At 36.7% G+C, this 19,078-nt stretch carries 13 protein-coding genes; 7 read left to right on the top strand and 6 right to left on the bottom strand.

The window, feature by feature from the left end; all coding sequences use genetic code 11:
* Positions 1-320 precede the first annotated feature (320 nt).
* The 3 genes from miaB to IC221_RS09605 all read left to right on the top strand — a co-directional run bounded on the left by miaB (position 321) and on the right by IC221_RS09605 (position 3,865).
* Positions 321-1,796, top strand: coding sequence for a tRNA (N6-isopentenyl adenosine(37)-C2)-methylthiotransferase MiaB (gene miaB / locus IC221_RS09615; RefSeq protein WP_169658328.1), 1,476 nt, complete (start codon positions 321-323; stop codon positions 1,794-1,796).
* Positions 1,797-1,971: 175 nt separating this feature from the next.
* Positions 1,972-3,252: an ATP/GTP-binding protein gene (locus IC221_RS09610; RefSeq protein ID WP_188168767.1), complete on the top strand. Its 1,281-nt coding sequence runs from the start codon at positions 1,972-1,974 to the stop codon at positions 3,250-3,252.
* Positions 3,242-3,865, top strand: coding sequence for an RloB family protein (locus tag IC221_RS09605; RefSeq protein ID WP_188168766.1), 624 nt, complete (start codon positions 3,242-3,244; stop codon positions 3,863-3,865). Before IC221_RS09610 ends, IC221_RS09605 begins: the two co-directional genes overlap by 11 nt.
* Before the next feature lie 2 nt (positions 3,866-3,867).
* Here the strand turns inward: IC221_RS09605 and IC221_RS09600 are convergent, their stop codons facing one another.
* Positions 3,868-4,371, bottom strand: coding sequence for a DUF4112 domain-containing protein (locus IC221_RS09600; RefSeq protein WP_188168765.1), 504 nt, complete (start codon positions 4,369-4,371; stop codon positions 3,868-3,870).
* A 106-nt stretch (positions 4,372-4,477) separates the two neighbouring features.
* On the opposite strand from IC221_RS09600, the gene IC221_RS09595 reads away from it, so the two are divergent.
* Both IC221_RS09595 and IC221_RS09590 read left to right on the top strand, forming a co-directional pair.
* The gene (locus tag IC221_RS09595; RefSeq protein WP_188168764.1) at positions 4,478-5,125 is read left to right on the top strand and encodes a hypothetical protein; all 648 of its coding nucleotides are present in this window, start codon (positions 4,478-4,480) and stop codon (positions 5,123-5,125) included.
* Between the two features lie 53 nt (positions 5,126-5,178).
* Positions 5,179-5,592: a GNAT family N-acetyltransferase gene (locus IC221_RS09590; protein WP_044204522.1), complete on the top strand. Its 414-nt coding sequence runs from the start codon at positions 5,179-5,181 to the stop codon at positions 5,590-5,592.
* A 125-nt stretch (positions 5,593-5,717) separates the two neighbouring features.
* On the opposite strand, the gene IC221_RS09585 is transcribed toward IC221_RS09590, so the two are convergent.
* From IC221_RS09585 to IC221_RS09565, 5 genes are all read right to left on the bottom strand, one after another.
* Complete coding sequence (locus IC221_RS09585) at positions 5,718-6,950, bottom strand: alanine dehydrogenase (RefSeq protein ID WP_188168763.1); 1,233 nt, start codon at positions 6,948-6,950, stop codon at positions 5,718-5,720.
* Positions 6,951-6,971: 21 nt separating this feature from the next.
* The gene (tsaE, locus tag IC221_RS09580) at positions 6,972-7,409 is read right to left on the bottom strand and encodes a tRNA (adenosine(37)-N6)-threonylcarbamoyltransferase complex ATPase subunit type 1 TsaE (protein WP_188168762.1); all 438 of its coding nucleotides are present in this window, start codon (positions 7,407-7,409) and stop codon (positions 6,972-6,974) included.
* Between the two features lie 173 nt (positions 7,410-7,582).
* Positions 7,583-8,269 (bottom strand): outer membrane beta-barrel protein, encoded by a 687-nt coding sequence (locus tag IC221_RS09575; protein ID WP_188168761.1) that lies wholly within the window; start codon positions 8,267-8,269, stop codon positions 7,583-7,585.
* Positions 8,270-8,428: 159 nt separating this feature from the next.
* Positions 8,429-9,946: an alpha-L-fucosidase gene (locus tag IC221_RS09570; RefSeq protein WP_188168760.1), complete on the bottom strand. Its 1,518-nt coding sequence runs from the start codon at positions 9,944-9,946 to the stop codon at positions 8,429-8,431.
* Between the two features lie 14 nt (positions 9,947-9,960).
* The gene (locus IC221_RS09565) at positions 9,961-12,816 is read right to left on the bottom strand and encodes a glycoside hydrolase family 2 protein (protein ID WP_188168759.1); all 2,856 of its coding nucleotides are present in this window, start codon (positions 12,814-12,816) and stop codon (positions 9,961-9,963) included.
* Between the two features lie 145 nt (positions 12,817-12,961).
* On the opposite strand from IC221_RS09565, the gene IC221_RS09560 reads away from it, so the two are divergent.
* Positions 12,962-14,134 carry a hypothetical protein gene (locus IC221_RS09560; RefSeq protein WP_188168758.1) on the top strand — a complete coding sequence of 391 codons (1,173 nt, stop codon included), beginning with the start codon at positions 12,962-12,964 and terminating at the stop codon, positions 14,132-14,134.
* 295 nt (positions 14,135-14,429) lie between these two features.
* Positions 14,430-18,731, top strand: a complete 4,302-nt coding sequence (rpoC, locus tag IC221_RS09555; protein WP_188168757.1) for a DNA-directed RNA polymerase subunit beta' — start codon at positions 14,430-14,432, stop codon at positions 18,729-18,731.
* Positions 18,732-19,078: the final 347 nt, after the last annotated feature.

The raw sequence follows: 19,078 nt of genomic DNA, 5'->3' as shown, positions 1-19,078 counted from the left end.
AATTATTCAACAATTAAGGTTTATTATGATAAAATTAACAATGAGCACGTTCGGTAAATGAGTAAGGGTTGTTTATTTTTATTAATTCTAAATTACATTGAAAGTCAATCATTTGTAAACATAATTGACACTTCTCACTTCAAATAGTAATTTTGCATTCGGCTTTATTTAAAGCTGAAGAGATTAAGAAATAAGGGGTTGGTTTTTGAGCCTTTTAAGGTTTTGTAAATCAATCACTTTCATATTTAATAACAATTAGATTAAGCTCAGAATATAGGAGGACTGAAAATCCTCAACCTTCTGTCTTAAATTCCTAAAGAATGAGCGATTTGATTAAAGATATCAACCTTGTCGGTGAGCAGGTTGATGAAAAATCAGTGTCGTGTGAGGTAAAAGTCACAGAAAATACGGCAAATGAAGGACAACGTAAGCTTTATATTGAGAGCTATGGTTGTCAAATGAATTTCTCGGATTCTGAGATTGTAGCTTCTGTTATGCAGAAAAACAATTTCGGAACGACTTCTAACGTAGAAGAAGCTGACCTTGTATTCTTGAATACTTGTTCTATCCGTGAAAAAGCAGAACAAACAGTTCGTCAACGTTTGAGAGTATTCAATAGAGTCAAAAAGAGTAAGCCGGGTATGATTATCGGTGTACTTGGCTGCATGGCGGAGCGTTTGAAAACACAGCTTCTTGAGGAAGAAAAAATGGTAGATATCGTGGCGGGTCCCGATTCTTACCGTGATCTTCCAAAATTAGTAGGCGATGTTGACGAAGGAGATAAAGGAGTAAATGTATTCTTGTCAAGAGATGAGACGTACGCAGATATTGCTCCTGTAAGATTGAACTCAAATGGTATCTCAGCGATGATCTCTATTATGAGAGGTTGTGATAACATGTGTTCTTTCTGTGTAGTACCTTTCACTAGAGGTCGTGAGCGTTCGAGAGACCCACACTCTATTGTAAAAGAAGCACAAGAACTATTCGATCAAGGATACAAAGAAGTGACTTTATTAGGTCAGAACGTAGATTCTTACAAATGGTCTGATGAGGAAAACAATAAAGCTCGTTTAGAGAAAAAAGAACTTAAAGAGGAAGACGTTGAAATTGTCAGCTTTGCTCAGCTATTGGAAATGGTAGCCGGAGTTTCTCCTGAATTAAGAATTCGTTTCTCTACGTCACATCCAAAAGATATTACGGATGATGTGCTTTACACAATGAAGAAGCACGAAAACATCTGTAACTTCATTCACTTGCCAGTACAATCGGGTAACTCAAGAGTATTGGATATCATGAACCGTACCTATGACCGTGAGTGGTATATTAATAGAATTGATAAAATCCGTGAGGTATTTGGTAATGATTGTGGTATTTCTTCAGATATGATTGCTGGTTTCTGTACTGAAACAGAAGAGGAACATCAAGATACATTATCATTGATGGAATATGTGAAGTTTGATTATAGCTATATGTTCTTCTACTCTGAAAGACCAGGTACTTTAGCAGAAAAGAAATTCGAAGATGATATTCCATTGGATGTCAAAAAGCGTAGACTTCAGGAAATTGTTACTTTACAGAGACAGCATTCAGCAGAAAGAAACGCATTGAATGTGGGTGAAGTACAGAAGGTATTGATTGATGGCTACTCAAAACGTTCAAAAGAGCATTTCCAAGGAAGAAACTCTCACAACAAAGTGGTTGTATTCCCGAAAGGAAATGCAAAACTGGGTGAGTATGCAACAGTGAAGATTCACGACTGTACAGGTGGTACATTGTTGGGTGAAATCATTGATTAATCCGTAGGGGCAGACCTATGTGTCTACCCACCGCACCACAATCAGAACCACAAAAATAGAAGAGTAAGGTATAATGCTTTAATGTTGAAGCGTTATACCTTATTTTTTTGTAAATTAACGGAGGAACAAAGCCTAATTGTTCCTTTTTAATCCATAATTATTCATTCAAAAAACAATGCTAATAGAATTCTCTGTTTCCAACTTTAGGTCTATCAAAGATGAGCAGGTATTATCTCTTTTACCTTCTGGGCGAGTACGTAAAACAGGAACTGAAGACCGTTTATTTATCCATCCCAATTACAAACAGACAGAGACTTTGGCAACAGCAGTTGTTTTTGGTGCCAATGCTTCAGGAAAGAGTAATTTATTAAGAGCATTAGAAGCGTTGACAGTGATGGTACAAGAGGGACATGACAGTGCCATTGGAGAAGGTGCAAAAGCCTATGTTCCCTTCCGTCTAGATCGATTATCAAGAGAACTTCCCACTGATTTTTATATTCGCTTTATTGCGAATGACGGTATTCAATACGAATATGAAATGTCAAGGGATGTGGATCAAGTGACTCATGAGGCATTGTATGCTTATCCAAATTCTAGAAGGGTAAAGTTTTTTGAGAGGAATGAGGGGGAGTTGACTAGTTTCGGTAAGAAATTAAAAGGCGATAAGCAGACCATTGCAAGACATGTTTTACCCTATCAACTTTTTCTTTCCAAAGGGGCTCAATTAGGTTTAGAACAATTGGTAGCACCTTGGCAATTTTTCAAGAATCATTTAAGGGCTTATATTTTATACCGTTCAGTGTATGACGATGCTTTATTGCAAGGTATTGCAAAGCATATTGTCAATGATGATTCTCAAAGGTTTTTGAAAAATCTCTGTCAACTAGTAAGTCATGCAGATACAGGAGTGAGTGGCATTGAGGTTTTTCAAGAAGACAGTGAATTGATGGGACTTTTTGAGGGGAGAAGAAGGTATCAAATCAAAACCATTCATAAGCTGCCTTATTCGGATGATCCTCCTATTTCATTTGACTTGAAGGAAGAATCGATTGGAACACGAAAATTAGTGGCTTTAGGTGGACTAATATTAAGAGTGTTAGAGGCCGGAGACACCTTGGCTATTGATGAATTGGATCAGAGTATGCACCCTCATTTAACGAGAGCATTAATCAAACTATTTCATAATCCTAAGACAAATCCTCATAGGGCACAACTCATTTTTTCAACGCACGATGCATCACTATTAAATGATCAACTCTTCCGTTTTGATCAGATTTTTATTTCTGAAAGGTCAGAGGATGGTATTACCGAAATTTCTTCTGTTTCTGATATTCCAAATCTCAAAAGAGAATTACCATTAGAGGAATGGTACCTGACGGGGAAATTTGGAGGTACACCTTCCATTAATCAAATGGCTTTGGATTTTGACTTTAACCCTACAGATGATGAGGAATAGAAGAAAAGATAAAACTAGATCACTTCGAAAAAGAGTCCTTATATTATGTGAGGGAGCGAAAACAGAACCTAATTATTTTAATGGATTAAAGCACGACGGTCAGAAAAGAAGAGCATTGACAGCTGTTGATGTAGAGGTTTATCAACCTAAAAGTCATAGCCCGCTTGGCCTTGTTCGGGAGGCTATCATCAAGAAAAAAAGAGCATTGGTCAAAGGTAACCCCTATGAGACAATTTGGTTGGTATTCGATCGGGATTTTCATAAGCATATTGAAGACGTCATTAAGTTAGCCAATGAGCATGACATCGAAATTATTATTTCTAATATCTGCTTTGAACTTTGGTTTTTACTGCATTATGAAGACTTGGACGTAAATCAACATTTTGCAAAGTGTGGAATGCTTATCAAGTATATTCAACAAAATCATGTTGCTCGTTATCATAAAAATGGTAAAAACTATCAAAGTATAAAGGATTTAACTCCCTTGGCAATTCAACGGGCTAAAAAGTTAGAAGAATCTTATACTCATGGCGTAAACACCCATTATAAATTTTATGAAAGAGAACCCTACACCAATGTGTATCAATTGGTAGAGTATCTTTTGGAAATGTAATTTTATTCCCAACCCATAGATTGAAAAATAACCAGACGAATAAAGTAGAAACAGATTCCGACTACTCCAACAATGAGGAGAAACATTAACCCTGCAAAGACAATTAATCCGGAAGAACCTTTTTGTACTTGATCAATGGCTTCTGGATTTTTCTCATAATAGTTGATGAGCATCTGTGTATTATTTCTGTTGGCCTTGTAAAAAATATCAATAAAATCACCTATGCCGGGTACTAACCCAATCAAATAATCGATGATCAAATTAAATGTCATGGCCATGATGAGTCTTGGGGGAACGCCATTTCGGGCCACAGTATACAAAGAAATACCAGAAATTATAATGGACAAAGTATCTCCAACACCTGGAATAATACCAATAAAAGGATCCAAGCCAATTCTGAATTTGGTTCCTGGAACTCTGATCGCTTCATCCATCACAGTACTGATTTTTTTTAACGTTTTAAAAGAAGGATCTTGAGTATATTGTGGAGTTGTATTTGTCTTCATGGTGGAGATCATTTATTTTATCTTAGTAATCTACAGAAATTGGTGGATCACTTCATGAAATTGGCTAAAATTTTAATTAATTTGAGTAAAAATAGAAATACTTGATATGAAAAACATTATAACTACCCTAGCACTTTTGCTCTCTATGTTAATTTATACTTCAGCATCAGCTCAAGTATATAATTATGTTGAAGATTCTACAGAAACGGCAAAACCATCGTCAGAATACAAGAAACCAACAGAATCAGACGTGGATGCTTTTAAAGACAAAAGCCATAAAGACCTTCCTTTAAAAGATAAAATCTTCTTTGGAGGTGGATTGGGATTAGGTTTTTCTAATATACATACACAGGTTGCTATTTTACCTATGGTTGGATACATGGTGACACCAAACTTTCAAGTAGGTATGGGCTTTGTTTATGAGTACTTTGAGAGAAAAGATGTTTCCTATAAAGAAAACAATTATGGTATTCGACCATTTATGAGATATATGATCCCGTTAAAAGATGGGTTAAGGATTTTCCCTCAAGCAGAATATTATGGTTTTAGTAATAATAGAGAATATAGGGATAATAAAGGAGAGACAGTAAAAGATAGTATTTGGAGAGATCAGTTTTTATTGGGTGGCGGTATTTCACAAGGCATTGGTAGAAAAGGCGGTGTGAATATTATTGCACTTTATGACTTCTCTTATGATGAAAAAACTTCTTATACTAATTCTCCATGGGTCATTAGAGTTGAAGTCGCTTTCTAAGCAACAAAATATAGAAGAGGATAAGCGGCTCTTCAGTCGCTTTTTTTAACCGTATGAAAATCGAAATTAAAGAAATAACCGCCCCTCAGACTTGGGCGTTAAGACATAAGGTAATGTGGCCCAATGAGCCTCTATCCTATGTGAAAATTCCAGATGATGAAAGGGGACAACATTTGGGATTGTTTGTAAATGAGGTACTGACATCAGTGATTTCCCTATTTATGGATCCAGATAAGAATGTACAGTTCCGAAAATTTGCAACCTTAAAAGAGGAGCAAGGAAAAGGTTATGGTAGCATGTTGTTGAAACATGTGATGAAAGTAGCCAAAGAAGGTGGAGCAAATTTATTATGGTGTAATGCTAGAGCTACAGCAACAATCTTGTATGAACGAGAGGGCTTACACCAAACAGATACTTCATTCGTCAGAAAAGGAATTCTTTTTGTGCGAATGGAAAAACAACTTTGAATCAGGAATAAAAAATAAGGTAAGAGTGAAGATGTATTACTTCCTCTTACCTTATTTTTTATCTAATTTTTTAATACAAAATGGAATTATATAAGCAGTTGTGAAACTGTTCAAATTGAAGGGTTTTAAATTCCAGCAGCAAGAATTAAATCTAAATTCTTAAGTGGGAGATCAAATTTTTCTGCAATCATTTGATTAGTCACACACCCTTTGTAGGTGTAAACCCCTTTGGTAAACCAAGAATGTCTTCGCATCATTGTGTCTACACTTCCTTCATCATTGAGTTTCATCAAGGTAGTTGTGAAGATATTACTGATTGCAGCAGTCGCCGTTCTTGATACCCTAGATGCAATGTTAGGGACACAATAGTGGATAACTCCATGTTTTTTATAAACAGGATGTCTATGATTGGTAGGTTCAGACGTTTCAAAACACCCTCCCTGATCAATGCAGACATCAATAATAATCGAATTTTCTCTCATACTTGCCACCATTTCTTCGGTTACAATCGAAGGGGTTCTGGTGCCATGTGTATGCACGGCTCCGATGACAATATCTGCTCTGCTTAAAGCTTCTTGAATAGAAGTACTATCAAAAGCAGAGGTGAATAAATGAGGAAGATTGAGTTCTTTTTTTAGTCTTCTAAGCTTGTAGATGGCATTATCAAAAACTTTCACTTCAGCTCCCATACCTATGGCATTTCTTGCAGCATATTCAGCAACTGTACCGGCACCAAGTATAACTACTTTTGATGGAGGTACACCTGTAATTCCTCCTAAAATAATACCTTTACCGCCATTGTAGCTACTTAAATATTCGGCAGCAATCAGCATGACTGTACTTCCTGCAATTTCACTCATCGCTCTTACTAAAGGTAAACCACCTACTTTGTCTTCTAAAAGCTCAAAACCCAATGCAGTGATCTTTTTAGCGTTTAAAGCCGTGAGTACGCTTTTTTGAATATCCCTCATATGAATGGCCGAAATGATGGCTTTATTTTTCTTCATATAAGAAATTTCTTCTACAGTGGGAGAAGCAATTTTAATGACAAGGTCAGCTTCCATGGCTTCTTTATGCGTATACACAATAGTAGCACCTGCATCAGCATATTCTTGATCGAGGTGATTGACGTGCTGGCCAGTTTTGGATTCAACTAAAACTTCAACTCCGTTGTTGACTAATATAGAAACAGCTCCAGGTCGCAAAGCACACCTTTTTTCATCTGGATTTAGTTCTTTTGGTAAACCAATTTTAAGGGGATTCCCTTTTTTGGATACAGGCCCTTCCATCACCTCTTGAGGGTGGAATTGAGAATAACTCTCAGTAGCTTTCTCGAAGCCTTCACGTTGCTTTCCCATATGTTATCTAGAGAAGAAAGTTTAATTTAATCTAATTGTAATTTCTCTTGAGTGTTCATCCACTACTTTGATATCAATATCAATGCAGTCTTCTGGCAATAGTCGCTCTACTTTTGAAGGCCACTCAATCAAGCAAAGGTTTTTACTGTAAATATACTCCTCAAAACCTATATCAAATGCTTCTGTTTCATCTTTGATTCTATACATATCAAAGTGGTAGATAGTATCGGCATTATCTGTCATGTATTCATTGACTAGTGCAAATGTAGGGCTGTTTACGTGGTCTAAAACACCAAGTATATTACAAATGCTTTTTATGAAAGTCGTTTTTCCAGCTCCCATTTCACCATGAAAAAGCCAGACATTGGATTCGCCTTTAGTAAAGTCAATTACTTGTTGAGCTGCCGATGCTAAATCATCTATGCTGTTCGTTTTGATTACCAACTCTTTAGAACTCATGTTTAGTAAATATAAATCATTTGACGGTTTTATAATACAGGTTCAGTGACGAATTTATTTAAATTATTCTTTTTGTGGTTATAATCTTATGATAATTATAGAATACAGAAATAAAAAAGGCTACTTCGACCCTAATTTTGTCGAAGTAGCCTTTCCAGTAAAGGTATTTTAATCTAGAAATTCGAAACAGTAATACCAATAGTAATAGGTCTGTCAGTACCGGTGAACGCATTTCCATCTGTATTTAATAATTTATCACTTTCAAAAGTGTTTGTGAGGCCATAATAACAGAAGAAGTTAATCCACCCGTAACCAATTCTTCCGACTAAACCTGCTTTGAAACGATTTAAATTAAAATTTCCCTTGTCTTTAGAGACACGAACATTTCCAAATTCATCTTCATATTTTACTTTGGTATGACCATCGACTAAAAGACTTAATCTTGCTCCAACAGCTAATCGGAAAGCATTTCTACCGGGGTGATTTCTAAATCTAAATTCTAAGGGTACGTCTACATAATTACCAACAAGCTTACTTTTGCGTAATTTTTGATTGCTGTCAATAGCACCAACAGGTTCTGTATGACTACCATTGTTGTAAAGCGTCACACCATTTTTTAAAAAGTAATTATCGGCAGTATAACCAACTCCTGGGTTGAAAGTAAATTGCCCATTTTGATCCAATACTAATTCATACATATAGGCCAAAGAGATAGATCTGGATTGGGTTTCTAATTCAAGTCCCTTATCATCTTGCCACATTGTTGCTCCAAAGTCTAAATAGAAGTTTCCTGGTATTTTTTGTCCAAAGGAACATAAACTAAAAAGTAAGAAACAGAAAAAGAGATTGATTTTTTTCATTTTGTAATTGATTAATTAAAAAGACACATTTTAATTTTCTATTCAAATATAGACCAATATGAGAAGTTAGGAAAAAATCATATTGATAAAAGAGTTATTTTATAGAAAACTGAAATCTAGAGATTGACAAAATCTTTTAAAAAAAATCAATTTTCATCTTTATTCTAATTCCAGTTTGTACACGTTGGCAATCGCATGATGTTGTGCATCAGGAATCGTGAAATAAAAATTATCCGTTTTCATTTCCCATTCGACTTCTTTACCTGTTCCTAAATCAATCATCTTTTTGATAGGTGTAGGTGTACAGTTTCGATGTAGACCAAGTGGCCTTACTTTCATTCTTTTTCCTGTTTTGGGTTTGCCTAATACAAACAAGTACACTGATTTGTTGTCTTTAGAGATAGTAAAACGGACATCATTGGCAGTATACTTTACTTTTGCAGATTGACCATCATGAGAGCTTTGTGAGGGTTTTGCATTACCATAACCAAAAACATAATAGGGGCGAGTACCGTACACGGCTTCTCCGTAAATTTTGAACCAATCCCCAATGTCCTTTAAAATACTTCTTTGTTCCTGATTGATCACTCCATTGGCTTTAGGGGATACGTTCAGCAGCACAATGCCATTTTTACTCCATACATCAATCATATTTCTTAGCACCAAAGCAGAGGATTTGTAAGGGTGCCCTTCAACATATATCCATTTATGTTCACCCAATGTAATATCCGTCATCCAAGGAGTAGGGTAGATATCTCGCCTTCCACCTTGTTCAAAGTCTAAAACGCTACATTCCATCGGTAAATCATTTTGCTTGTGACAACTGACTACTTCTTGACCATTTTTTGCTCCTTCATTGAAAAAATGAGCTAACATTTCTTTTCTGTAAGAAGAAGGAATAAAGTTGAGCCAAGAGTCAAACCAAATCATGTCGGGCTGGTATTGATCCACTACTTCATTGACTTGGTCTAACCAATATTGATTGAACTCTTTCTCGGTATCAAAATTCCCAAACAACATTTTCAATTTAGGATCTTTGGTGGAAGTAGGTAAATCAGGGTGGTAAGGATAGTGGGAGTTGAAGCCATTTCTACCCCAATTTTCAGGAGTTAATGCATTTCTTTGACCATTACGTGCATGGTGGAAAGTAGCCAGTGTTTTGATATTTCTTTTTTTCAGTGAATGAAACATATCACCTAAAATATCTCTTTTTGGCCCCATTTCTTGAGCATTCCAAGGATTGACTTCACTTTTCCACATTGCAAAACCATCATGATGTTGTGCTACAGGACCAGCAAACTTGGCTCCCGCTTGTAAAAATAATTCAGCCCAATCTTCTGGGTCGAAATATTCAGCAGTGAATAGTGGGATGAAATCTTCATACCCAAACTCATTGATGTTTCCAAAATGCTCTTCGTGAAATTTATTGACTTTGGATCCTTTGATATACATATTACAGGGATACCATGCACTACCATAAGCAGGAACACTGTAAGGCCCCCAGTGAAAGTAAATACCAAATTTTGCGTCTTGAAACCATTCGGGAGTAGCATCATGTTTCGATAGGGATTCCCATGTTGGTTTGTATTCTTCAGATGCCTTAGGAGTCGTTTTTTTACAACCTATAGTTATTCCTAAAAGGATAAGTAACCACGAAAATTTTGTTAGTTGATTCATTTCAATATCATTTTTTAAAATTCAAAAGTCAGTTTAATTCTTAATGGATCGTCACTATTTCCATAATAGATTTCTTCATTGCCATGAGGTCCGGTACTACTCGATTCTTGAAATTTAGTACCAATGGCAGGGATATTATAGACAAAAGAGAGATCGCCTTTAGGGAAAAATGGACTCACTCTACCTTTTGGATCTCCACTTGGGTTTTCAGGCGTAAGCATTCTTAGAAATACATTAGGCGAATGACAGTACACTTTAAAGCCATTCGTTGATTTACTTTTCAGTTCAGCCCAATAGAAATGAGAGAAGTAACCTTTAAACTCTGGGTACACAAAACCCGATTCTCCTGTAATTGTATTGTTGTAGTCATTTTCCCAAACTTGAAAACGAGTACCTTTTGTTCTATTTCTCCAAACTCTGTAAGGACCATCTCCAAGCCATTTCATCCCCGCTACATCTTCTTCTTTATAATTAAAAGAAATGCCTAACACCTCTTTTGTTCTTTTCTTTCCTTTCATTTCAACTTCAAGGTCGAGTAATCCATTTTGATGAACTCTCCACTTAATACTATCAGAACTTAATACCACAATTTTGGTCCACTCTGGCATTTTATTTTTTGGTTCGAAAACAGCAATAATATCAACGTAGTTTTCTGTTGGAATAACCTTAACAGTGTCTACCTTATCTTTTTTGCCTAAAAGAATAGGGCCGTTTGATAAAGGAATAACTTGATTATTTTTAGTGACTTTTTTTAATTTGCCAGTTTGGTTGGAGAAAGTGAACTCACATGAGCTTGAAGTGATGACGATTTTATCTTGTTCCTGTTTTACTTTTAAGGCCTTTTTTGAATTGTCACCTTTTTCCTCAATTAGTTTTTGATTGATATTTTCAGGTGCATTAATTGGGTAAGACCAAGTAAATATTTCTTTACCATTAGGATCATAAGCGGTAAGATGAAGTGCATCAGCTTTATTCCATGAATCCGTTTTTTCGACTTTGAAAGCACCTTTTTCACTAGGCTCTAGTGATGGAAGTTGGATAGCTTTTTCTTCGATTACCTTGTTCTTGTTTCCTTTGAAACTGATCAATTTTGCTGTCATTTTGCAAGACGCTAGGGAAGTATAATGATATCGATTTTCAATTCTAAAAATTCCATTGAAATCATTTTTGATTGTACGGTCCTCAATGAAAATAGGAGACCATATTTCTTTGATGGTAAAATAACTCGCTTCCTTCTCTCCATAAGGTCCAATAATTCCATCTGCAGCGTGATTACCGTCTGTATCTAAAACACCATTTTTATCTGTTCTGACGACAGCTTCATCTGCAAAATCCCAAAGGAACCCACCTGCATTGTTGGGCATATTCCACATCTTTTCCCAATAATCTTCCAAGCCAGCTCCATGCCCACCATCATACAGCCCATGTAAAAACTCGGTAGGGAAAAAGATCTTGTCAGTTGCAGGACCATCATTTGCTAAGCCATGGAAATGAAAATAATGAAGGGTATTGGTCTTATTAAAAATGTTCCAAGGGTGAATCACCTCACGTTGTTGAATATCCCATAGTGCATAGTCATCATCTAATTCAGTGTTCCAACCCGATTCATTACCATTTGCCCAAAGCAAAATGGAAGGGTGATTGACATCTCTGACTACTGTTTCTTTTACAATCTTTTCACCTACCTCTGTATCTAATGAGGGAGAATGCCATGTACAAACTTCATTAATGACAAAAAGTCCTAAGGAGTCACATACATCTAAAAAATGAACATCAGGAGGATAATGTGACATACGAACCGCATTCATATTCATGTCTTTCATCATTTCAACATGTTCAATACTTAATGCCTTACTTGTAGTCCTTCCTGAAGAGGGATAAAAAGAATGTCGATTGACTCCTTTAAATTTAATACGTTGACCATTCACATAAATACCATCACCTTCATAGAGTTTTACTGTTCTGAAGCCAATGCGTTGTTTGATTTGATGTTGTAGTTGCCCTTTTTTATTGAATAATGACAATTCTAATTGATAGAGGTGGGGAGATTCAGGATTCCATGTTTTAATGTTACTTGCAAGCGTTTTTATTTGCCATTTCTGATCTGATGTTGAAAGGTCAAGGTCAAGTTTTTGGACAAGATTACCTTTTATATCCAATAGGCTAGCCTTTAGATCACCTTCTGTATTTTTCCCTAAAAACACATCAGCAGTAATCTGTCCATTTGCTTTTGCATCGATAGCTACTCGGTTGATGTGCTTTTGAGGTAACACTTCTAAATATACAGGTCGATAGATGCCGCCAAAAATCCAGAAGTCTGCTTTACGTTCTGCATGATTGATGGATTCATTACTAGAGGCTTTGTTTACTTTGACTTCAATGAGGTTTTCATTTCCATATTTAAGCAGATTCGTAATATCATATTTGAATTCATAAAATGCTCCTTGATGAATTGCACCGGCTAACTTTCCATTGATTTTAACCTCAGCGTCTGTCATCACTCCTTCAAATACAATCTTGACTGTTTTATTTTTCCAAGATTTCGGGACAGAGAATTGATGTTTATATAAACCATATTCATTGACTCTTTTCTCAAAAGGATCGTGACCGTAATTGTAATGTCCAAATCCTTGGAGTTCCCAACACGAAGGCGTTTCAATAGTCGTCCACTTTTTACTGTTTTGACCCGATGAACAGTAGAAATCCCAAGGTGTCGTATGATCTTTATCCGTTCCTGTTAAATATCTAATTTCTGTTAGCTGAGTATTTTGAGCAGTCGTAGATGCTAAAAAAAATAGGGAGTAAATTACAAATAGACCGAAAAAAGGTACTATCTGTCGTTTGAAATTAATTTGTTGTTCTATCTTCATAATACTTTGTGATTTGATTTCAAATAACAGACTATTGGAAGAGAAACTATACCTTCAGTAGTACCATAACGGTCACTATAACGGTTAAAGTGATCGTTAAAAACATGATTTGCCCCTATTTTTTCATCATTTTTATCCTTTTTTTATGAGGCAACAAATACCAACCAAAGAGCAACAACAACAAATTGTAGATCATATACTTCAGAGTAATACTTTTAAAAATGCACCGACATCGATCGCATTATTGAAATACCTTTCTGAAGCGACATTCAAGAATACTCCACTAAAGGAAGGAGTGATTGAAATAGAATTTTTTAGAGGTGATCCCGAAGCGAAAAGTAATTCAAGGGTAAGAGTAAATGTGTATAACCTTAGAAAGAAGTTAGCTACTTATTATGATTCTGATGGAGTCAATGACGAATGGAAGTTATTAATTGAAAAAGGGCAGTATGGAGTACACTTTGAAAAAAACACTCACAATCAATCACCAAATGACCACTTGCAAAAACAACTTGTGCTGGTGTCAAAATACTTGCCTTATGGTGTTATGGTGTTGGTGTTATTTTTTAGTTTTTGGTGGAATAGACCTGAAGCAATTTCTCCATTGTGGCAGGAATTTATGGATAGCCAACAGCCTACACATCTATATATAGGTGATGCTTTTGGATATAGAGGAAAAACTATTTCTGGAAATGAAGGTTGGACACGAGATTTTAATATCAATAATATAGAAGAGTATTTACAAGTAATTGAAGAACATCCTGAATTGAAAGACAAAACCCGAATTACAGACCTTTATTATTCGACACGAATGGCAGAACATGCGACTTATGATTTGGGAAGGTATTTTCAGAAGTGGGATAAAGAACTCTTTATTAAATATGCAACGAATACTTCTTTTACCAATATTAAAAATGGCAATCTCATTTATGTAGGTCGATTTTATAACCAAAATGATTTCGTGTACTTATTCAATCAATTCAACCCATACTTTAAAATAGACGATAAGAAATTGTTATATACTAACAAAGTTACTGGAGATGAGAGGTTTTTTAAAAGTAGTAACAAGGATTTGAAAAAAGACTTTACCATAGTTTCAAAAACAAAAACACCTCAAGGAAGAACGCAATTCTTTTTCTTTTCGAATCATGATATAGGCGTAATGGCTGCTGTAGAGTTTTTTACGAATACAGATTCGCTTAATGCTTTTCAAGACCGTCATCAAGTCGATGAACAAAATTTTACAGCAGTATTAATGGCGGAAGGAAAGGAAAGAATCAATTTGAGTTTGAAAGAAGAGTTGGTGGTTACTTTTTAGAAGGCCCTTTTTTATTGACAAAAGTCAGAAATAATAATCTGCAAATTGATTAATACTTGACAATAAAAGAGTTATTTTCATAGAACTGTAATAAAGTAATAAGTAAAACCCAACCCAAACTTTTTCTGTTAAAGAAAATTATGAATTTACACTCACCTTGAAATTGATTGATTTTCAGTATGTTGTAATTTTAATTTTTATTTATTTAAAAATTAGAGCTATTTTCTTTGTGTATAATGGAATTTTTGCTTATTAGTTTCTATATTTGCAGATTCAAGAAAACCGCAAATTGCAAATGTCGTTTAGAAAAAACAAAAAGATCAATAACGATTTCACTTCAGTAACAGTGAGTTTGGCCTCTCCAGAATCAATTTTGGAAAGCTCTCACGGTGAAGTGACTCAACCAGAAACCATCAACTACCGTACGTATAAGCCGGAAATGGGAGGTTTGTTCTGTGAGCGTATCTTCGGACCTGTAAAGGACTGGGAATGCCACTGTGGTAAATACAAACGTATCCGTTATAAAGGTATTATCTGTGACCGTTGTGGTGTTGAGGTAACAGAAAAGAAGGTGCGTCGTGAAAGAATGGGACACATCCAATTAGTTGTTCCTGTTGCTCACATCTGGTACTTCCGTTCGTTACCGAACAAGATTGGTTACCTATTAGGTTTACCAACGAAGAAACTTGATCAAATCATTTACTACGAGCGCTATGTAGTAATCCAAGCAGGTGTAAAAGAAGCCGACGGCATCGCAAAGATGGACTTCCTTACAGAGGATGAATATCTTGACATCATGGATAAGCTACCAAGCGAAAACCGACAATTAGAAGACGATCATCCAGATAAGTTCATCGCTAAGATGGGTGCTGAGGCATTAGAAATGCTTTTAGCTCGTACTAAACTGGAAGACATGGCGGCTGCATTACGTGACCAAGCGAACAACGATACTTCGCAACAACGTAAAGCTGAAGCATTAAAACGTCTTCGTGTAGTGGAAGCATTCCGTGATGCGAAAACTAGAATTGAAAACCGCCCTGAATGGATGGTAATCCGTATGGTTCCTGTAATTCCACCAGAATTACGTCCATTGGTACCTCTAGATGGTGGCCGTTTTGCAACGTCAGACTTGAACGACTTGTACAGAAGAGTAATCATCCGTAACAACCGTCTGAAGCGTCTGATCGATATTAAAGCACCAGAAGTTATCTTACGTAACGAGAAGCGTATGCTTCAAGAAGCAGTTGATTCATTATTTGACAACTCACGTAAAGTTAATGCAGTGCGTTCTGATGGTAACCGTCCGTTGAAATCACTTTCAGATATGTTGAAAGGTAAGCAAGGTCGTTTCCGTCAAAACTTATTAGGTAAGCGTGTGGACTACTCAGGTCGTTCTGTAATTGTAGTAGGTCCAGAGCTTAAATTACACGAGTGTGGTCTTCCTAAGAATATGGCAGCTGAATTATTCAAGCCGTTCATTATTCGTAAGTTGATCGAGCGTGGTATCGTAAAAACGGTAAAATCAGCGAAGAAAATCGTTGACCGTAAAGATCCAGTAGTTTGGGATATCCTTGAAAACGTATTGAAAGGTCATCCAGTACTACTAAACCGTGCCCCTACACTTCACAGATTGGGTATCCAAGCTTTCCAACCGAAATTAATCGAAGGTAAAGCGATCCAATTACACCCATTAGTAACAACAGCCTTCAACGCCGATTTCGATGGTGACCAGATGGCCGTTCACGTTCCTCTTGGACATGAAGCTGTATTAGAGGCATCTCTATTGATGTTAGCATCGCATAACATCCTAAACCCAGCCAATGGTAAACCTATCGCCGTACCTTCTCAGGATATGGTATTAGGTCTATATTATATGACAAAAGGACGTCGTACTACTGACACGGAAATCGTGAAAGGTGAAGGTATGACATTCTACTCGTCAGAAGAAGTGATCATTGCATTGAACGAAGGAGCAATCTCTCGTCACGCATGGATCAACGTAAAAGGAAAAGAATTGAATGATGAGACTGGTGAGCTTGAGGAAAAATTCATCGAGACAGTAGCTGGTCGTGTATTATTCAACCAACACGTTCCTGAAGAAGTAGGTTTCGTAAACGAACTACTTTCTAAGAAAGCATTACAGGTGATTATCGCGAAAGTGGTAGACATCGTAGGTATGGCTCGTGCTGCTCAGTTCTTGGATGATATCAAACACGAAGGTTTCCAGATGGCCTATAAAGGTGGTCTTTCATTCGGTTTGGATGAAATCATTATCCCTAAAGAAAAAGCAGAATTAATTGAAGATGCGAAAGGTGAAGTAGATATCATCCGTAACAACTTCATGATGGGTCTAATCACTGATAACGAACGTTACAACCAAGTGATTGACGTTTGGACGAAGACAAACAACATGTTGACGTCTACTGTAATGACGCAAATGGAAGAGGATAACCAAGGTTTCAACTCTATCTATATGATGATGCACTCAGGAGCCCGTGGTTCAAGAGAGCAGATTCGTCAGTTAGGTGGTATGAGGGGTCTAATGGCCAAGCCTCAGAAAAACTTAGGTGGTGCTTCAGGTGCGAACATTATTGAAAACCCAATTCTTTCAAACTTTAAAGAAGGTTTGGATGTATTGGAGTACTTTATCTCAACTCACGGTGCTCGTAAAGGTCTAGCCGATACAGCCTTGAAAACTGCCGATGCGGGTTACCTAACTCGTCGTTTGGTAGACGTTGCTCAAGACGTGGTTGTTACTGAAGTAGACTGTGGTACTTTACGTGGTCTTACAGTAACTCCATTGAAAGAGAATGATGAGATCAAAGAAGCTTTATCAGACAGAATCGAAGGACGTACTTCATTGAACGATGTAGAGCATCCTGAAACTGGCGAAATCATTGTTCCTGCAACTGGATCTATTACTCCAGAAATTGCACAGGAAATTGAAGAAGCAGGTATCGAGGAAGTTGAAGTAAGATCAGTATTGACTTGTGAAACTCGTAAGGGTGTTTGTGAGAAATGTTACGGTAAAAACTTGGCAACAGGTGGCGTAGCAGGAAAAGGTGAATCAGTTGGTGTAATTGCTGCACAATCAATTGGAGAGCCAGGTACACAGCTTACACTACGTACATTCCACGTCGGTGGTGTGGCATCCCACATTGCAACTGATGCTTCATTGAAAGCGAAGAAAGCAGGTAAAGTTGAATTCATTGAAATGAAGTCAGTGAAGAGTACAGATCCTCAAGGTGACGCTAAAGATGTAGTAATGGCTCGTACAGCTGAATTAAACATCTTAGACGACGAGGGTAAAGTATTATTCAATGCTCATATTCAGTACGGTTCATACCTAAGTGTGAAAGAAGGTGATATGGTTGAAGAAGGGGACGTGATTTGTTCATGGGATCCATTCAACGCCGTAATCCTTGCTCAATACAACGGTGTAACTGAATTCGAATCAATCGAAAGAGATATTACTTACCGCGTAGAAACGGATGAAATGACGGGCTACGAAGAGAAAGTAATTATCGATACTAAGGATAAAACTAAAAACCCAATCATCCATATCGCGGGTGATAACGGTGAAACAGTAGCATCCAACTTACCAACAGATGCTCGTTTAACTGTTGAAGATGGTCAAAAAGTGAAGGCAGGTGATATTCTAGTGAAGATCCCTCGTTCTGCTGGTAAATCTCGAGATATTACCGGTGGTCTTCCTCGTGTAACGGAATTATTCGAAGCGCGTAACCCATCATCTCCAGCTGTAGTATCTGAAATCGATGGTATTGTGACTTACGGTGCAGTAAAACGTGCTAACCGTGAATTATTCGTTGAGTCTCGTGACGGTGTGAAACGTCGTTATATGGTGAACTTATCGAAGCACATCCTAGTGCAGGAAAATGACTATGTGAGAGCGGGTATGCCACTTTCAGATGGAGCAATCACTCCTGCAGATATCTTGAAAATTAAAGGACCAACTGCTGTACAAGAGTACTTGGTAAATGAAATTCAAGATGTATACCGTCTACAAGGTGTAAAAATTAACGATAAGCACATTGAGGTGATTGTACGTCAAATGATGCAAAAAGTCGTTATCGAAGATAATGGTGATACAACATTCTTGCCTGGTCAAGTAGTTGAGAAATTCACATTCCGTGAAGAAAACGATAAAGTGCTTAGCATGAAGATCGTTACGGATGCAGGTGACTCAGCAAGATTCAAGGCGGGTGCGTTAATCTCATTCCGTGAGATGCGTGATGAAAACTCATCGTTGAAACGTAGAGATATGAAAGAAATGAAGGTTCGTGATGCACAGCCGGCAATTTCAAGACCTACGCTTCAAGGTATCACTCAAGCGTCATTGGATACGAAGTCGTTTATTTCAGCAGCCTCTTTCCAAGAGACAACTAAAGTATTAAGTGAAGCTTCTATTAGAGGTAAGCGTGATGAATTAGTTGGATTGAAAGAAAACGTTATCGTAGGCCACTTGATTCCTGCGGGTACAGGTCTTCGTGACTATGAAACAATTCGTGTGGGCTCTAAAGAAGAGTATGAAGCATTGATTGATTCTAGAGAAAGACACCTGACTACAGGATTCTAAAAATTTGCAAGCGGTTTAATAGAGCCCTTCATCGCAAGATGAGGGGCTTTTTTTGTACTCTTTTTGGAGTAGAGAAGTTTTGGTTTCGTATTTAAAAAGACCCTTTTTTTAATGTTTTCGCTATTTTTTTACAATTGAGTAAATATTTTTTCAAATTTCTTTCTATCAGTACTTTATCTTCAGTTAAAATATAAAATTGTACTTTTCTAATGTTGTTTTGTAACTGTTTAATTCACATTTAATTTTAGGGCAATCTTCGATCTGAAAGAGATAGAAGTTAATTAACAAATGTTTTGTGTTATTTTAAACTACGTGTTATATATCTGTATAGTTTATAACTGAATACT

The sequence above is a fragment of the Flammeovirga sp. EKP202 genome, assembly GCF_014534745.1.
Classification (GTDB): Bacteria; Bacteroidota; Bacteroidia; order Cytophagales; family Flammeovirgaceae; genus Flammeovirga.
This window is presented reverse-complemented; position numbering and strand designations above follow the sequence as displayed.